Source organism: Acetobacterium malicum subsp. dehalogenans DSM 11527, from assembly GCF_000472665.1.
Classification (GTDB): domain Bacteria; phylum Bacillota; class Clostridia; order Eubacteriales; family Eubacteriaceae; genus Acetobacterium; species Acetobacterium malicum.
Genome location: NZ_AXAC01000024.1, coordinates 22,337 through 37,814, shown reverse-complemented (window position 1 = coordinate 37,814; position 15,478 = coordinate 22,337). Strand labels below are relative to the sequence as shown.

At 42.4% G+C, this 15,478-nt stretch carries 11 protein-coding genes; 9 read left to right on the top strand and 2 right to left on the bottom strand.

Annotated features, from left to right (window positions below):
- Positions 1-70 precede the first annotated feature (70 nt).
- On the top strand, positions 71-1,408 hold the full coding sequence (locus A3KS_RS0110195) for a glucose-6-phosphate isomerase (RefSeq protein WP_026394841.1): 1,338 nt from the start codon (positions 71-73) through the stop codon (positions 1,406-1,408).
- 142 nt (positions 1,409-1,550) lie between these two features.
- Here the strand turns inward: A3KS_RS0110195 and A3KS_RS0110190 are convergent, their stop codons facing one another.
- The gene (locus A3KS_RS0110190) at positions 1,551-2,009 is read right to left on the bottom strand and encodes a LiaF domain-containing protein (protein ID WP_026394840.1); all 459 of its coding nucleotides are present in this window, start codon (positions 2,007-2,009) and stop codon (positions 1,551-1,553) included.
- Between the two features lie 191 nt (positions 2,010-2,200).
- Between A3KS_RS0110190 and A3KS_RS0110185 the strand changes: the two genes are divergently transcribed.
- The 7 genes from A3KS_RS0110185 to nifJ all read left to right on the top strand — a co-directional run bounded on the left by A3KS_RS0110185 (position 2,201) and on the right by nifJ (position 13,086).
- The gene (locus A3KS_RS0110185; RefSeq protein WP_026394839.1) at positions 2,201-2,707 is read left to right on the top strand and encodes an HD domain-containing protein; all 507 of its coding nucleotides are present in this window, start codon (positions 2,201-2,203) and stop codon (positions 2,705-2,707) included.
- 66 nt (positions 2,708-2,773) lie between these two features.
- Complete coding sequence (locus tag A3KS_RS0110180; RefSeq protein ID WP_026394838.1) at positions 2,774-3,967, top strand: isocitrate/isopropylmalate family dehydrogenase; 1,194 nt, start codon at positions 2,774-2,776, stop codon at positions 3,965-3,967.
- An 88-nt stretch (positions 3,968-4,055) separates the two neighbouring features.
- On the top strand, positions 4,056-5,537 hold the full coding sequence (gene pap / locus A3KS_RS0110175) for a polyphosphate:AMP phosphotransferase (RefSeq protein ID WP_026394837.1): 1,482 nt from the start codon (positions 4,056-4,058) through the stop codon (positions 5,535-5,537).
- 391 nt (positions 5,538-5,928) lie between these two features.
- A complete protein-coding gene (locus A3KS_RS0110170) occupies positions 5,929-6,372 on the top strand; it encodes an Lrp/AsnC family transcriptional regulator (RefSeq protein WP_026394836.1) in 444 nt (147 codons plus the stop codon).
- A 76-nt stretch (positions 6,373-6,448) separates the two neighbouring features.
- Positions 6,449-7,564 carry an alanine dehydrogenase gene (ald, locus tag A3KS_RS0110165; RefSeq protein WP_026394835.1) on the top strand — a complete coding sequence of 372 codons (1,116 nt, stop codon included), beginning with the start codon at positions 6,449-6,451 and terminating at the stop codon, positions 7,562-7,564.
- A gap of 210 nt (positions 7,565-7,774) precedes the next feature.
- Entirely contained in the window at positions 7,775-9,199 is a 1,425-nt protein-coding gene (locus A3KS_RS0110160) for an alanine/glycine:cation symporter family protein (RefSeq protein WP_026394834.1), read from the top strand.
- 362 nt (positions 9,200-9,561) lie between these two features.
- Complete coding sequence (nifJ, locus tag A3KS_RS0110155) at positions 9,562-13,086, top strand: pyruvate:ferredoxin (flavodoxin) oxidoreductase (RefSeq protein WP_026394833.1); 3,525 nt, start codon at positions 9,562-9,564, stop codon at positions 13,084-13,086.
- A 129-nt stretch (positions 13,087-13,215) separates the two neighbouring features.
- On the opposite strand, the gene A3KS_RS0110150 is transcribed toward nifJ, so the two are convergent.
- Positions 13,216-13,473, bottom strand: coding sequence for a hypothetical protein (locus A3KS_RS0110150; protein ID WP_026394832.1), 258 nt, complete (start codon positions 13,471-13,473; stop codon positions 13,216-13,218).
- A gap of 218 nt (positions 13,474-13,691) precedes the next feature.
- Between A3KS_RS0110150 and dnaG the strand changes: the two genes are divergently transcribed.
- A complete protein-coding gene (gene dnaG, locus A3KS_RS0110145) occupies positions 13,692-15,470 on the top strand; it encodes a DNA primase (protein WP_026394831.1) in 1,779 nt (592 codons plus the stop codon).
- Positions 15,471-15,478: the final 8 nt, after the last annotated feature.

The following is a 15,478-nucleotide window of genomic DNA, read 5'->3' as shown; positions in this document are numbered from 1 at the left end:
GTCGGTACTGGGTTATCTTTTTGAATTATCTTAACATGTTAAAAAAGTAGTAAGAAAGAAGGTAAAAATTATGAGTATTCGTTTTGATCTCTCTTATGCAAATATAGACCCCAGTGAGTTTGAAAATCGATTTGACCAGTTGGCCAAAGCCAATGATGAATTGATGAATAAGACCGGGGTTGGCAACGACTTTCTGGGGTGGGTTGACTATCCGGTTAAATATGATCAGGCCGAGTTTGCCCGGATCAAACAGGCGGCAAAAAAAATCCAGGACCGCTGTGATGCGTTGGTGGTCATCGGGATTGGCGGATCTTATCTGGGCGCCAAAGCGGTAATCTCAGCCCTGACCAGCCCTTTTTTTAATGAAGAACCCCGATCGGTAAGAAAGGCCCCTAAAATATATTTTGCCGGCCAGAATATCAGTGGGAAATATCTGGAGAAGCTGCTGGCTTTGCTTAAGGATCAGGAGGTTTGTGTCAATGTCATTTCAAAATCCGGCACGACCACAGAACCGGCCATGGCCTTTCGTTTTTTAAAAAAATTTCTGGAAGAAAAATATGGCAAAGATGGGGCCAGGGAGCGAATCTTTGTGACAACTGATGTGGCCAGAGGAGCACTGAAGTTCATGGCCGATGAAGAAGGCTATGAAACCTTTGTAATTCCCGATGATATTGGCGGTCGTTACTCAGTTTACACTGCCGTAGGTTTATTGCCCATCGCAGTGGCGGGAATAGACATTGATGCTCTGATGGATGGAGCGAAGTCCGGTTATGAGGATTATAACAAACCCAAGTTTGAAAAAAATCCCTGTTTTCAGTATGCACTGTACCGAAATGTGCTATACAACCGCGGCAAGAACATTGAGATTTTAGTCGATTATGATCCATCGCTGGAATATCTGGCAGAGTGGTGGAAACAATTATTCGGTGAAAGTGATGGCAAAGACGGCAAGGGTCTTTTTCCGGCCTCGGCACATTTCTCCACCGATCTCCATTCGCTGGGACAGATGATTCAGGATGGTCCTAAAAATCATTTTGAAACGGTGCTTGTCATCGAGGACGACCAATCGGTGATCAAGGTGTTTCGGGATGAAAAGAATCTCGAAGGTCTGAATTACCTCACCGGTTGGGAAATCGATGCGGTGAATGAAAAAGCCTTTATGGGCACGCTGCTGGCACATGTTGATGGCGGGGTTCCCAATGGCATTATTCATCTCAAAAAATTGGATGCCTTCCATATTGGCAAACTGATCTATTTCTTCGAAAAAGCCTGCGGATTAAACGGCTATCTGCTGGGGGTCAATCCCTTTGATCAGCCGGGGGTGGAAGCCTATAAAAAGAACATGTTTGCCCTGCTTCATAAATCGGGCTATGAAGAATTAACGGCGGAGTTGGAAGAACGGTTATAAAGATTTCAAGTACCTTATTGAACTTAATAAATTTGTCCATAAAAAAACTGAAATCGGCCCAGGCTGATTTCAGTTTTTTTATGGGTTCGGAGCGCACTGATTTTATCATCAAAACTGGTTCGCGATGCTTATCCAGGAGGGGTTATTTAGAAATATTTTCGAAATTGAGCCCGCCACAGGTGATGTCGGCAAAAACAGAAAGAGCCACTGAATTATCCGGATCGATGCACACAGTATGATCGGCAATGCCGCCAAATTTGCAGGTATCCACGATTTTTAATTTAAAGTTATCAGGAACGATGATGTTCAGGCCACCATTGATAATGCTGATATCCATGCGATAATCATCTTTTTCGGTGACAACGTCAGAAAAATCGAGCTGCATGCCGCCGAAGAAAGCCCCAATTTTGGTATCCCGCATGGTTTGATCGCGATAGTCTTTCATTTTTCCGCCATAGAGAGCCAATTCGTCCATGGATTCAGGACTTTTATCAAAGCCGGCTTCGAACGCTTTCCCTTTTTTGATCACACAAGCATGATAAAGGGCCATGCCAGTCGCCAAAACAACACCTGTTCCGATAAGTAGATTTTTAATTTTCATGGTTAATCCTTCCTGTTCTTTTTTATTTAGTTTAACATGATTTTAAGAATAATCGAATCTTTTTTTGTTTTTTTTAAGAACATCAGCCATTATTTTAACTTAAAATAAAGATACTATGCTATAATATTTAAAGATTCGGCTCAACAAGGCTGAATAAATAACAAAAAAATTACAATCAAAGAAAGGTCTCAATGGAAACAAAAAAGTATTATAGTGAGTTTGAAACCATTGTTGGCGATATTATTACACACAGTGAATTCCAAAAATTACGGGAAATTGATCATCACGGCAATGGTTTATATCAACATTCAGTTGCAGTCGGTTATTATTCCTATCGCGTAGCCAGATTTTTAGGCATGGACTATGCATCGATTGCCCGGGGGGCAACGCTCCATGATTTTTTTCTGGAATCATGGCAAGGTAAAGTTAAAACCGGTAAGGGTCTGAATCGGATCAAGGAAATGCATGGCTTTTCCCATCCCAAAACAGCCCTGGAAAATGCCGAAAAATATTTTGATATCGACGAGCGCCAGGCTGATATGATCGTAAAACACATGTTTCCGCTGACTCCCATCCCACCGGCAAATCTTGGTAGCTGGGTAGTCACCGCAGTGGATAAATTTGTGGCGACCAATGAACTGGTTTTTAAAAATACGCAGCCGATCAAACGGCTTAAAAGTATGATGTCCAGAGCTTGACCGGCAATTTGTGTTGCCATTTAGCACTTACATATGACACTAATAAATAAAGTTGACGGAGGATATATGATCGAAGAACAAATTGAGCGGGCAAAGGCCCATTTCGGAGAGTTGATTAAAGAACAATTGACCCGTATCGAAAAAATGAAGGTTCAAAAGGATTTTACCGATTTCACAGCAAAAGATAAAATTATTATCGGCATTGTTGGTGGTGACGGCATTGGGCCATTTATTACCTCAGAAGCCCAACGGGTGTTAGAGTTTCTACTGGCAGACGATGTTAAAACGGGCAAGATTGTCTTTAAAATTATTGACGGTTTGACGATTGAAAATCGCGCTGCATGCGGAAAAGCAATACCTGATGACGTTCTGACAGAGCTAAAAGCCTGCGATGTCATCCTGAAAGGGCCAACGACAACCCCCAGAGAAGGCGATCCATGGCCTAATATCGAAAGTGCCAATGTGGCCATGCGTCGAGAATTGGACTTATTCGCCAATGTTCGCCCGGTTTCAGTGCCGGAAAAGAACATCGATTGGACTTTCTACCGGGAAAATACCGAGGGAGCTTATGCCGTTGGTAGCAAGGGTATCCATGTCAACGATGATTTAGCCATTGATTTCACCGTCACCACTCAGGACGGATCGGAGCGAATTATTAAGGCAGCCTTTGATTTTGCCGAGAAGTCGGGCAAAAATAAGGTGACCGTTGTTACTAAAGCCAATGTTATCAAAACAACCGATGGTAAGTTTTTAGATACGGCTAAAGCCATTGCCAAAAATTATCCCACCGTCGAAATGGATGACTGGTATATTGATATTATGACTGCAAAACTGGTTGATGAAAAACGTCGTAGTCAGTTTAAGGTGATGGTCTTACCGAATCTCTATGGTGATATCTTAACCGATGAAGCGGCTGAGTTCCAGGGCGGCGTTGGTACCGCCGGTTCTGCCAACATCGGCAAACAATATGCGATGTTTGAAGCCATCCACGGGTCAGCCCCACGAATGGTCGAAGAAGGTCGTGGCCAATATGCCGATCCCTGCAGTATTATCCGGGCAGCTGGAATGCTGTTAGTCCACATTGGTTATAATGAAAAGGCCGAACAGCTTCAAAAAGCCTTGGATGTGTGCGGATTATATGAGAAGAAGTTAGTCCTCACCGGCCGGGAAACCGGCGCAACCGGTTCGGAATATGCTGATTATGTGATGGAAACCCTGTCCAACCCTAACCTCGACACGATCTATGCAAAATTTATCTAGTTAATGAGGGCGTCTTTTAAGACGCCCTTTTTTTGTATTTTATTTGGACTTAATAAAAATCAAAAATCATATGGTTTAGGAGGCTATTATGCTGGAGAAGATTGATTTGGGTGTAACAATTGACAAAGAAAGTTACCGCCAGGAAAAAGAACGGCTGACGGTTCGGTTGGGGGAGTTGCAACGGACCCTGCACGACATGGGGATACCGGTATTAATTCTGTTTGAAGGTTGGGATGCGGCCGGGAAGGGAACCCTGATAAATGAACTGCTGATGCCCATGGATCCACGATCCTTCCGGGTTCACAATTTTAAAAAACAGGAAAACGAGGATGAGATCTTCCGTCCGTTCTTATGGCGTTATTGGACCAAGACCCCGGAGAAAGGTCAGATTGCCATTTTTAATCGCAGTTATTACAGCGATCTGGTTTATCGTAAATCCATCGATGCCTTGAATATGCAGGGGCTGATGAAACAGGCCAATGAATTTGAAGAGGCCTTATCCGAAGATGGCATGATTATTTTCAAGTTCTTTATTCATATCAGCAAAAAAGAACAAAAACGACGCTTCATTAAACTGCTGGGAAATGATGCCACCGCCTGGCGGGTGACTCCCCGGGATAAAAAGGAGAACAAGCACTACGATAAACTCTATGAAAAAGTCAACCGGGGCCTGGAGCTGACCGACAACGATTGTGCTCCCTGGGTGATTATCGAAGGCGAACAAAAAGACTATGCTTTGATCAAGGTCTTGAGTGTTCTGGAAAAACGTCTGGAAAAAGCCATTGAAGCAGCAAAAATGGTTCCCGAGGCTGAGCTTAAACCGCTGATTCAGGTCGGGGACATGCCCTTCCAATCGAAAATACTTGATGGGATTGGGCTGGATCAGGTCATCAGTGAAGAAGAATATCAGATTCAGATAAAAGAAGGTCAGAAAAAAATTAGGTTGCTTCAATACGAACTCTATCGCCGCCGAATTCCCCTGATTGCCGGTTTTGAAGGATGGGATGCGGCTGGTAAAGGTGGCTGTATTAAACGGTTGACCCGAAATCTCGATCCCCGGGGTTATACCGTTTACCCCACCGCCAGTCCCAGTGATATTGAAAGAAAGCATCATTATCTCTGGCGTTTTTGGCGGGACATTCCTAAAAATGGTCATCTGGGTGTATGGGATCGTACCTGGTATGGTCGCGTAATGGTGGAACCGATTGAAGGCTTTTGCGCCCAGGAAGAGTTTGAGCGGAGTTATCGGGAAATCAATGAATTTGAAAAACAACTCTCGGATTGGGGTGCCATCGTCATCAAATTCTGGCTCCAAATCGATCAGGATGAGCAGTTGCGGCGGTTTACCGGGCGTGAGGAGAATCCCGACAAGGAATGGAAAATCACTGACGAAGACTGGCGCAACCGGGAGAAGTGGGAGCTTTATAAAATAGCCGTAGATGAAATGTTGCTGAAAACGTCAACTGTCAATGCCCCCTGGATTATTGTGGAAGCCCAGAATAAATATTATGCCAGGATCAAGGTTCTTAACGAAACCATTGCCGCCATCGAAAAACGCTTGAATAATTAACTTAACCCTTTGGAATATAATGATAATGACCTCCAGACAACTTAAACAATCACGCCAGTCGGTCGTTAGTGACGACGGACTGGCGTGAAATCATAAAAAATTAATAATTGAGATCTGTATTTATGCGACTTAGTGAATAATAATGATTAAATAACTGTGATGAGAGACTTAATTTTTTAAGTTTTTTTAAATTTAGCTTCAGTTTTTCAATTGGAAAATAAAAGCGGATAAAATAATTAATCATGGGAGCAATAAGTTACCGGTAATGATTAAACATTTAAAGTATTTTTTTCTTTTGACAAAAAGATCACTTGTTATTCATTGAAAACGTTTAATATGCTTACAAAGTCGGATATAATGAACTCAATAATTTTAATAGAAGGGAGCTTACATGGATTCAATTGATATTGAAATCCTCAAGCTGTTGCAGAAAAATGCCCGAGTTACGGCTTCCGAAATTGCCAGCGAAGTCAGCTTATCGGTTCCAGCAATCAGCGAACGAATACGAAAATTAGATTCTTCCGGAATCATTCAAAAATATACGGTTATTTTATCGACTCAAAAAATGAATAAAAATCTGGTTGCCTATATGTTTATATCACTTAAGCATCCCAGTTTTATTGATGGCTTTGTCGAACTGGTAGAAAATGAGAGTGAGATCATTGAGTGTGATTATCTGGCCGGAGATTATGATTATTTAATTAAAATTATTACCAAAGATACCCAAAGTTTGGAAGCAGTGCTAAATTGCATTAAAACAGTTCCCGGGGTACAAAAGACGAAAACGATTGTAACCCTGTCAACCGTCAAGAATACATATTCAATCCTTCCGTAAGAAGACAAGAATATGTAAAGGTTTTCATAATCACAATGTTCCAAAAATTATATTAAATAAACAGGAGGTTTTTATCATGATTGTAGGTATTCCAAAAGAAATTAAGAACAATGAATCACGTGTATCCGTAACACCAGCAGGTGTTCATGCCTTGGTGGCGAGTGGACATAAGGTCCTAGTTGAAACAAAAGCCGGTCTCGAAAGTGGCATCGCAGATAGTGAATATGTAGCTGAAGGAGCCGTAATCCTGCAACAGGCCAAAGAAGTATTTGAACAATCCGATATCATTGTAAAAGTAAAAGAACCGATCGAGTCAGAATATGAACTGATGAAAGAAGGACAGACCTTATTTACCTATCTACATCTTGCTCCAAACCTGCCTTTAACCGATATATTAATGAAGAAAAAAATTACCGGGATTGCTTATGAAACCGTCCAATTACCAGATCACTCGCTGCCTTTATTAATCCCTATGAGTGAAGTGGCGGGAAGAATGTCAGTTCAAGTTGGTGCCACCATGCTGCAGCGCTACCATGGCGGAGTCGGTATGTTATTAGGCGGCGTTACCGGCGTATTGCCAGCCGAAGTAATGATCATCGGAGCTGGTACAGTGGGTATGAACGCAGCGAAAATGGCAGTGGGTCTGGGAGCACATGTTACCGTTATCGATATCAGCAAACCAAGATTAACCTATGTGGATGACGTTTTTAATGGTCGGGTTTCGACACTGATCAGTAATCCCTATAACATGGCTCAATTGACCAGGAAATCAGATCTACTGATCAGTGGGGTTCTGGTTGCCGGCGAAAAAGCGCCAAAACTGGTCACTGAAGAAATGGTTAAAAACATGAAAAAAGGATCAGTTATTGTCGATGTTGCCATTGACCAGGGTGGTTCAGTCGAAACCATTGATCACAGCACGACCCATGATGATCCCTGTTTTGAAAAACATGGTGTGATCCATTATTCCGTTGCCAATATGCCAGGTGCCGTTCCCCGAACATCCACCTATGCGCTGACCGGATCCACCCTGCCATATTTAATGGCGATTGTCAACAAGGGACCAGAAGCGGCCATGAAGGAAGATCCTGCATTATTATTAGGATTAAATACTTACAAGGGACATGTTACCTGTAAGGGCGTAGCTGAAGGCTTAAATAAAGAATACGTACCAGCAGAAGAGTTGCTGTAGGTTTAAGAATTAATTTTAATCAACCCGGAAACGAAAATTTTAATCATCAGCATTGAGAAATAAAGAAACGAAAAAAAAGACATAAAATTTAGCTCTAGATAACTGATAGTAAGGGTGACACTGTTACAGATAATGGTGAAGCCCTTATTATCAGAAGATTTGAAACAAAACTGTAATCGATAACAAAGCTTATAATTTTAAGGGGGCAATATGAATTTTTCGGAGATCATTTCAGCTGTAAATAATTTTGTTTGGGGACCCGTTATGCTGGCACTGCTAATGGGGACAGGTATGTTCTTAACCGTGCGTTTAAAATTCAAGCCATGGCTCAACCTGGGCTATGCGCTAAAATCGGTCTTTGCTAAGCAGGACAAGACCCACAAAGACGATTCCAGTGGTGATATTTCACCATTCCAATCGCTGATGACAGCCCTGGCGGCCACCATTGGAACCGGGAATATCGTCGGTGTCGCAACGGCGATGGTGCTGGGGGGGCCAGGAGCCCTGGTGTGGATGTGGATTTCAGCCCTGTTTGGATTATCGACCAAATATGCCGAAAGTGTTCTGGCCGTTAAATACCGGGAAACCAATGCTAAAGGCGAAATGGCCGGCGGACCGATGTATGCCATGAAAAATGGCTTCAAAAATAAAAAAATCGGCTTGACTCTGGCGTTCTTATTTTCATTGTTTGCCACGGTGGCATCCTTTGGAATCGGGAACATGACCCAAGCCAACTCCATTGCTGGAGCAGTGAATGGTACCTTTGGGGTACCGACCTGGATAACCGGACTGATTCTGATGGTTCTGGCATTTATGGTTATTCTCGGCGGCATCAAGAGTATTGGGAAGGTATCCGGCGTAATCGTACCTTTTATGGCTGTTTTCTATGTTTTGGCTTCAATTGTAGTTATTATCATCAATTTTGAAAATTTACCAGCTGGTATCGCTGAAATCTTTACGATGGCCTTTTCGCCGACGGCAATGGCTGGCGGTGTTGGCGGAACCATTATTGCGACGATGCTGACAGCCATGCGTTGGGGTGTGGCCCGGGGCGTATTCTCAAATGAAGCCGGTTTAGGCTCGGCGCCAATTGCTGCCGCAGCGGCAAAAACTGATCATCCGTCACGACAAGGTTATATCAATATGACTGGAACCTTCTTTGATACCATCGTTGTCTGTACGATTACGGGTCTGGTAATTGCCTCGTCAGGGGTGTTGGGAACATTGGATGCCAGTGGTGAAATTTTGATGGGTGCAAATCTTACCATTGCTGCTTTCCAATCAGCATTAGGACCTGTTGGCGGTTATATTGTCACTGTTGGAATTACCCTTTTTGCCTTTTCAACGATACTGGGTTGGGAATACTATGGTGAAAAGTCACTGGAATACTTAATCAAAGCGCCGATCGCTGTAACCATCTACCGGATCCTCTATTGTCTGGTTGTTTTTGTTGGTGCCACCACCGCGCTGGAAATCGTCTGGAATTTATCAGATGCCATGAACGGGATGATGGCCATTCCAAACTTGATCAGTCTGCTCGTCTTAAGCAGTGTGGTAGCCAAGGAATGTTTCGAATTCCAGTCAGATTTTTTAATCCCAGAAAAGCTGGCTTTTAAAGAAGCTAAAAAGAAATGATGATTTTTGAGCAATAAAAAAAATAAAAAAAGTTATTACTTCACAAAAATTACTGTTGATGAACTGTTATTAAACATTTTAACAGTTCATCCGCAGTGAATTATTGTGAAAAAGTAGTTTGCGTGAATAAAAGTTCTCGAACAAACTATCTTATCCATTTAAAAGAAATATAAATCATAAAAAAGTATAACGTTAATCGTTTTCGGGTAAACAAGTTAAAAATTGCCGGAAAATAGCAGCAAAAAATTACCCTTATTAAAGTGTATACACTCAAAAACTAATATGATATAATTTCATAGATAAAATTTTGCTATTTAGACCATCAACAAAAACATTTTGTTTTAATTTCAAGGAGGAAAATCATGCCTAAAAAAATGATGACAATGGATGGAAATACAGCGGCTGCACACGTTGCGTATGCGTTCACCGAGGTTGCTGCTATTTTTCCAATTACCCCTTCATCCCCAATGGCCGAATATGCGGATGTTTGGGCTTCACAGGGACGAAAAAATATCTTTGGTGAAACAGTAAAAGTTTCCGAAATGCAATCCGAAGGCGGCGCTGCTGGTGCGGTTCACGGATCATTGGCGGCAGGGGCTTTAACCACTACCTTTACTGCTTCTCAGGGACTTTTATTAATGATCCCGAATATGTATAAAATTGCCGGCGAATTGTTGCCAGGCGTTTTTCATGTAACTGCCCGTACCTTAGCTGCTCAGGCATTATCCATTTTTGGTGATCATGGCGATGTTATGGCCTGCCGTCAAACTGGTTTTGCTTTATTGGCTTCCGGCGGTGTCCAGGAAGTAATGGATCTGGCCGCGATTGCCCATCTGGCCGCAATTAAAAGCCGGGTGCCATTTATGCATTTCTTTGATGGTTTCAGAACTTCACACGAAATTCAAAAAATTGAAGTCATCGATTATGATGTCTTTAAAAAACTGGCTGATTTTGATGCCATCCAGGAATTCAGAAACAATGCCCTGAATCCGGAACATCCAGTAACTCGGGGAACCGCTCAAAATCCGGACATTTTCTTCCAGGCCAGAGAAGCGTGTAATCCATTCTATGATAATATTCCAGCGATTGTAGCTGACTATATGGAAAAAATATCAGCAGAAACCGGCCGGGAATACCATTTATTTGACTATTATGGTGCTGCCGATGCTGAAAATATCATCGTCGCCATGGGTTCTGTGACCGATACCATTGAAGAAACCATTGATTATTTAGTGGCTCAAGGCGAAAAAATCGGCTTGATCAAAGTTCGCTTATTCAGACCTTTTGCACCAGAGTACTTAATGAATGTGCTGCCAAAAACCGTTAAAAAAATTGCCGTCCTGGATCGTACCAAAGAGCCCGGATCTTTAGGCGAACCTTTATACCAGGATATCTGTACCGTTTTCTATGGTAAAGAATTCCAGCCATTGATTGTTGGCGGTCGTTATGGACTCAGTTCAAAAGACACCACACCTGCTCAAATTAAAGCTGTTTACGATAATTTAAAACTGGCTCAGCCAAAAGATAAATTTACCATTGGGATTGTGGACGATGTTACCCATACCAACCTGGAACTGGGTGAAAACCTGCATACTGTTCCTGAAGGAACCAAGGGATGTAAATTCTGGGGGCTGGGATCTGACGGAACCGTTGGAGCCAATAAATCAGCCATTAAAATCATTGGCGATCATACCGATTTATACGCCCAGGGTTATTTCTCTTATGATAGCAAGAAATCCGGCGGGGTTACAGTATCCCACTTACGATTTGGTAAAAAGCCAATCAAGTCGACTTACTTAATTGTAAACTCAGACTTTGTTTCCTGTTCAACTCAGGCTTATGTTCACCAGTATGACCTGTTGAAAGGTTTGAAAAAAGGTGGAACATTCCTGCTCAACACCGTTTGGGAAGGCGCCGAGCTGGATGAAAAATTACCAGCTTCCTTGAAAAAATATATAGCTGACAACGACATTAATTTCTATATCATCAATGCTACCAAAATTGCTGAAGAAATTGGCCTTGGTCGTCGCACCAACATGATTATGCAATCAGCGTTCTTTAAACTGGCTGACATTATTCCAATTGAGGATGCAGTTGCCTTCTCTAAAGCAGGGATTCAGAAATCCTATGGTAATAAAGGTCAGAAAATTGTTGATATGAACAACGCGGCTGTTGATCAGGGAATTGATGCCCTGGTTAAAGTGGATGTTCCAGCATCATGGAAAGAACTTAAAGCTGAAACCGCAACCGAAGAAAATGTACCAGAATTCATCACCAAAATGCTGCGTCCAATTAACCGACTGGCAGGCGATGATATTCCGGTTTCAACCTTTACTGGCGTGGAAGACGGAACCTTTATGTCGGGTTCTTCAGCCTACGAAAAACGCGGAATCGCTGTTAATGTACCAAAATGGATTCCGGAAAATTGTATCCAATGTAACCAATGTTCATTTGTTTGCCCACATGCGGCCATCCGTCCGGTTTTAGTGGATGCTGGTGAAAAAGCTGCAGCGCCAGAAGGATTTACAACAGTTAAAGCCACCGGAAAACAGTTTGATGGCTTAGAGTACCGGATCCAGGTCAGCACCCTTGACTGTACCGGTTGTGGCAACTGTCAGGATGCCTGCCCGGCAAAAACCAAAGCCCTGGAAATGGAACCAATTGATACCCAGGCAGAACAAATTCCAATGTGGAACTATGCGACCACAGTAAAAATTAAAGATAACCTGATGAATAAAGCGACCGTTAAAGGCAGCCAGTTCTGTCAGCCATTGCTTGAGTTCTCTGGCGCCTGTGCCGGTTGTGGCGAAACACCATATATTAAAACCATTACCCAATTGTTTGGGGATCGCATGATGGTGGCTAATGCTACCGGTTGTTCATCAATCTGGGGAGCATCTTCACCATCCACACCTTACTGTAAAAACGCCGAAGGAAAAGGACCAGCCTGGGCCAACTCTTTATTTGAAGATAATGCCGAGTATGGCTTTGGGATGATGCTGGCTACTGAAAAAATGGCCGATACGATTGAAAACTACCTCAAAGAAATCATCGCTGGCGATGCTCCAGAAGCAGTTAAAACAGCTGGACAAGCCTGGATCGATAGCCGCAAAGATGCGGAAGCTTCAAAAATTGCCTCGGCTAAACTGGTTGAAGCCTTAACTGCTTATACACCAAGTGAAGCACTGGCGACTTATGCCAAGTTTATCCTTGATAATCAGGCTTACCTGATTAAAAAATCCCAATGGATTTTTGGTGGCGACGGCTGGGCTTACGATATCGGCTACGGCGGACTGGATCATGTTTTAGCTTCACGCAAAAACATCAACGTATTCGTACTGGATACCGAAATCTACTCCAACACTGGTGGTCAGGCTTCTAAGTCAACACCAACCGCGGCAGTGGCACAATTTGCCTCAGCTGGGGAACGAATCAAGAAAAAAGACCTTGGTATGATGGCAGCAACCTACGGTTACGTTTACGTGGCTCAGGTGGCCATGGGCGCTGATAAAAATCAATTTATGAAAGCCCTTCAGGAAGCCGAAGCTTACGATGGTCCGTCACTGATCATTGCTTACGCACCTTGTATCAACCATGGCATTAAGGGCGGCATGAGCCGTACCCAAAGCCACGAAGCATTTGCCGTGGAATCTGGATACTGGCATCTGTACCGATTCAACCCAACCCTGAAAGAGGAAGGAAAGAATCCATTTATCCTCGACTCTAAAGAACCGGACATGGACAAATTCACCGAATTCCTGGATTCAGAAGTTCGTTACACCTCATTAAAACTGACCTTCCCAGAAGTTTCAGCAACCCTTTATGATAAGGCAAAAGAAGAAGCTCTGGAACGTTACATGGGTTACAAACAAAAATCAGAAATGTAATTTAATCTATAAGCGGAGAAACCCTGCGGGGTTTCTCTGACGTTTAATCACAGAAAAAGCTCCATTGGTCTAGTCCAATGGAGCTTTTAGTTCGTTTATTAACCGCTAGATAGGGTTTTTGGGTCAATTCTATTTACATTTTTGGGGAGATGGGTGTCTTCTGGCAAATCCGTCCAGATCATCATCAGGATTATGAACGGTTAATAACATTTTGTCCAAGTCAAAATCAAAATCGAAGCTTGTATCTGATTTCAATTCTTCAAGCACATCCATAATCACTTGGCCGTCGCCGACGTCATCCATGTTGAGAACAGCTTTTCCATGATCATCAAAATTGGCAACTTTCACTTTTTCATGAATGACTTCAATAACTTTTTTCTTTTCCATAAAAATACCTCTTTCTTTTAAAAATAGTGTTATTAGTTTTTAAATACCCCAATAATTAAATATTATCCACTGTTGATAATATTTTGAAAGATTAATGAAACTTTATTTTTGTTTAAATTTGAAAATAAAGGATATTAAAAAAAGGAGAATTGAATTTTATTTAGAATAGAGTTAATAGACCCTCAAAAGTCAAGACTTTATAAAAAAGGAAAAAACAAATGACAAATTACTACTCCGAAGAATTGATACAATCTGTCATTGAGGCAAATGATATTGTGGATATCGCTTCGGGTTACATGACCTTAAAACGGGTGGGTAATTCTTTCAAAGGTAAATGTCCGTTTCATAATGAAAAAACGGCATCGTTCACGGTTTCCCGAGAAAAACAGTTATATCATTGTTTTGGCTGCGGAGCGGGCGGCAATGTAATTACCTTTGTTATGGAAATGGAAAAACTGCCTTTTGTCGACGCACTCAAATTTCTGGCAGCTCGGGTAAATATGGTTTTGCCGGAAAAGCAGAACCAACAGGAAGATCATCAGGCTTACGAAAAAAAGAAACGCCTGTATGAAATGCACCGGGAAGCGGCGAATTACTATTACAAAGTTTTAAAAACAGAGCGACCAGCCCGGGAATATCTGCTGCAGCGAGGGATCAGTCAGGAAACGATCCGGGAATTTGGGGTGGGTTATGCCAGTGAAGACTGGAGTCGATTAACCGATTTCCTTAACACCAAAGGCTTTACGATGACGGAAATGCTGGATTCAGGTCTGATTCTGGCTTCGGAAAAGAAACGACATTATGATCGGTTCCGCAGCCGGATTATGTTTCCGATCGTTAATCCCCGGGGCCAGATTGTCGGCTTCGGTGGTCGCTTGATGGCAGCCGGACAAAATGGGCCCAAATATCTTAATTCCCCAGAAACCCCTATTTTTTCTAAAAGTTATGAGCTCTATAATTTGAATCACTGCAAAAACTTTTTGGAAGAAGGGCGTTTATTTATTGTTGAAGGCTATATGGATGTGATCTCCTTGTATGAAAAAGGGATCAAGAATACCGTGGCTGCGTTGGGTACGGCCTTTACCCCGTTTCATGGAAAAATCCTGGAACGCTATGCCAGCGAAGTGATTATTGCCTTTGATGGAGATAGCGCGGGGAAATCGGCAACTGAAAAAGCCATGAATATCTTGAAAAAAACTAGCTTAAATGTTAAAATATTAAACTTGCCGATAAATGAGGATCCCGATTCCTTTGTCCAGAAGTATGGCCAGCAGGGCTTTAAGGATTTTGTTGCCAAGGCTTTAACGATTGTTGAGTATGAGCTGGAGTTACTAAAAAGTCACAACGATCTGTCCCAAACTGATGGCCGGCTCCGCTATGGCAATGAGGCAATCAAAGTATTGCGACAGCTGGAGACATCGGTAGAAATTGATTATTACAGCAAAATAGTTGCCGGTGAAACGGGAATTAATCAGGAAGTGATCCGGCGCGAAGTTTTGCGTTCAAAAACCCGATCCGACAATTCTTCCCAGCTGGTGGAGCTACCCCCCAGCGAAGCCGCCCCGCTAAAAATTCCCAGGGCATATAAAAAAGCCCAAGAATTAGCGATTCGCTTTTGTTTAAAAACACCCGACATCATCGATGAGTTTCCGATGGACTATCTGACCGATCCTTTTTATAAAGATTTACTCAGGACCCTTTCAGACAAGCGCAAAACAGGGATCAGGTTTGAAGTCAATCAGATTATGTCACATTTTGAAGATTCAGAAGAAGTCAAAAAAATAGTTGAGTTTATGATGAACGAGGATGAAGTCTCCCGGTCAGATTATCAAGATGCTTTGGAAATAATGAATCGTTTTTATAATGAAGCTCAGCTTGACCGACTTTCTGAACAAATAAAAAGAGAATCAACCAATGGTAACGACGATGAGGTGGCACGGCTCACCAATCAATTCATAGAGATTAAGAAAATGATGAAAGAAAACGGGAGGCACTAAAATGAAAC

Coding starts and splice junctions, on each gene's coding strand:
- A3KS_RS0110195 (WP_026394841.1), top strand. CDS start 71: ATGAGTATTCGTTTTGATCTCTCTTATGCAAATATAGACCCCAGTGAG.
- A3KS_RS0110190 (WP_026394840.1), bottom strand. CDS start 2,009: ATGAAAATTAAAAATCTACTTATCGGAACAGGTGTTGTTTTGGCGACT.
- A3KS_RS0110185 (WP_026394839.1), top strand. CDS start 2,201: ATGGAAACAAAAAAGTATTATAGTGAGTTTGAAACCATTGTTGGCGAT.
- A3KS_RS0110180 (WP_026394838.1), top strand. CDS start 2,774: ATGATCGAAGAACAAATTGAGCGGGCAAAGGCCCATTTCGGAGAGTTG.
- pap (WP_026394837.1), top strand. CDS start 4,056: ATGCTGGAGAAGATTGATTTGGGTGTAACAATTGACAAAGAAAGTTAC.
- A3KS_RS0110170 (WP_026394836.1), top strand. CDS start 5,929: ATGGATTCAATTGATATTGAAATCCTCAAGCTGTTGCAGAAAAATGCC.
- ald (WP_026394835.1), top strand. CDS start 6,449: ATGATTGTAGGTATTCCAAAAGAAATTAAGAACAATGAATCACGTGTA.
- A3KS_RS0110160 (WP_026394834.1), top strand. CDS start 7,775: ATGAATTTTTCGGAGATCATTTCAGCTGTAAATAATTTTGTTTGGGGA.
- nifJ (WP_026394833.1), top strand. CDS start 9,562: ATGCCTAAAAAAATGATGACAATGGATGGAAATACAGCGGCTGCACAC.
- A3KS_RS0110150 (WP_026394832.1), bottom strand. CDS start 13,473: ATGGAAAAGAAAAAAGTTATTGAAGTCATTCATGAAAAAGTGAAAGTT.
- dnaG (WP_026394831.1), top strand. CDS start 13,692: ATGACAAATTACTACTCCGAAGAATTGATACAATCTGTCATTGAGGCA.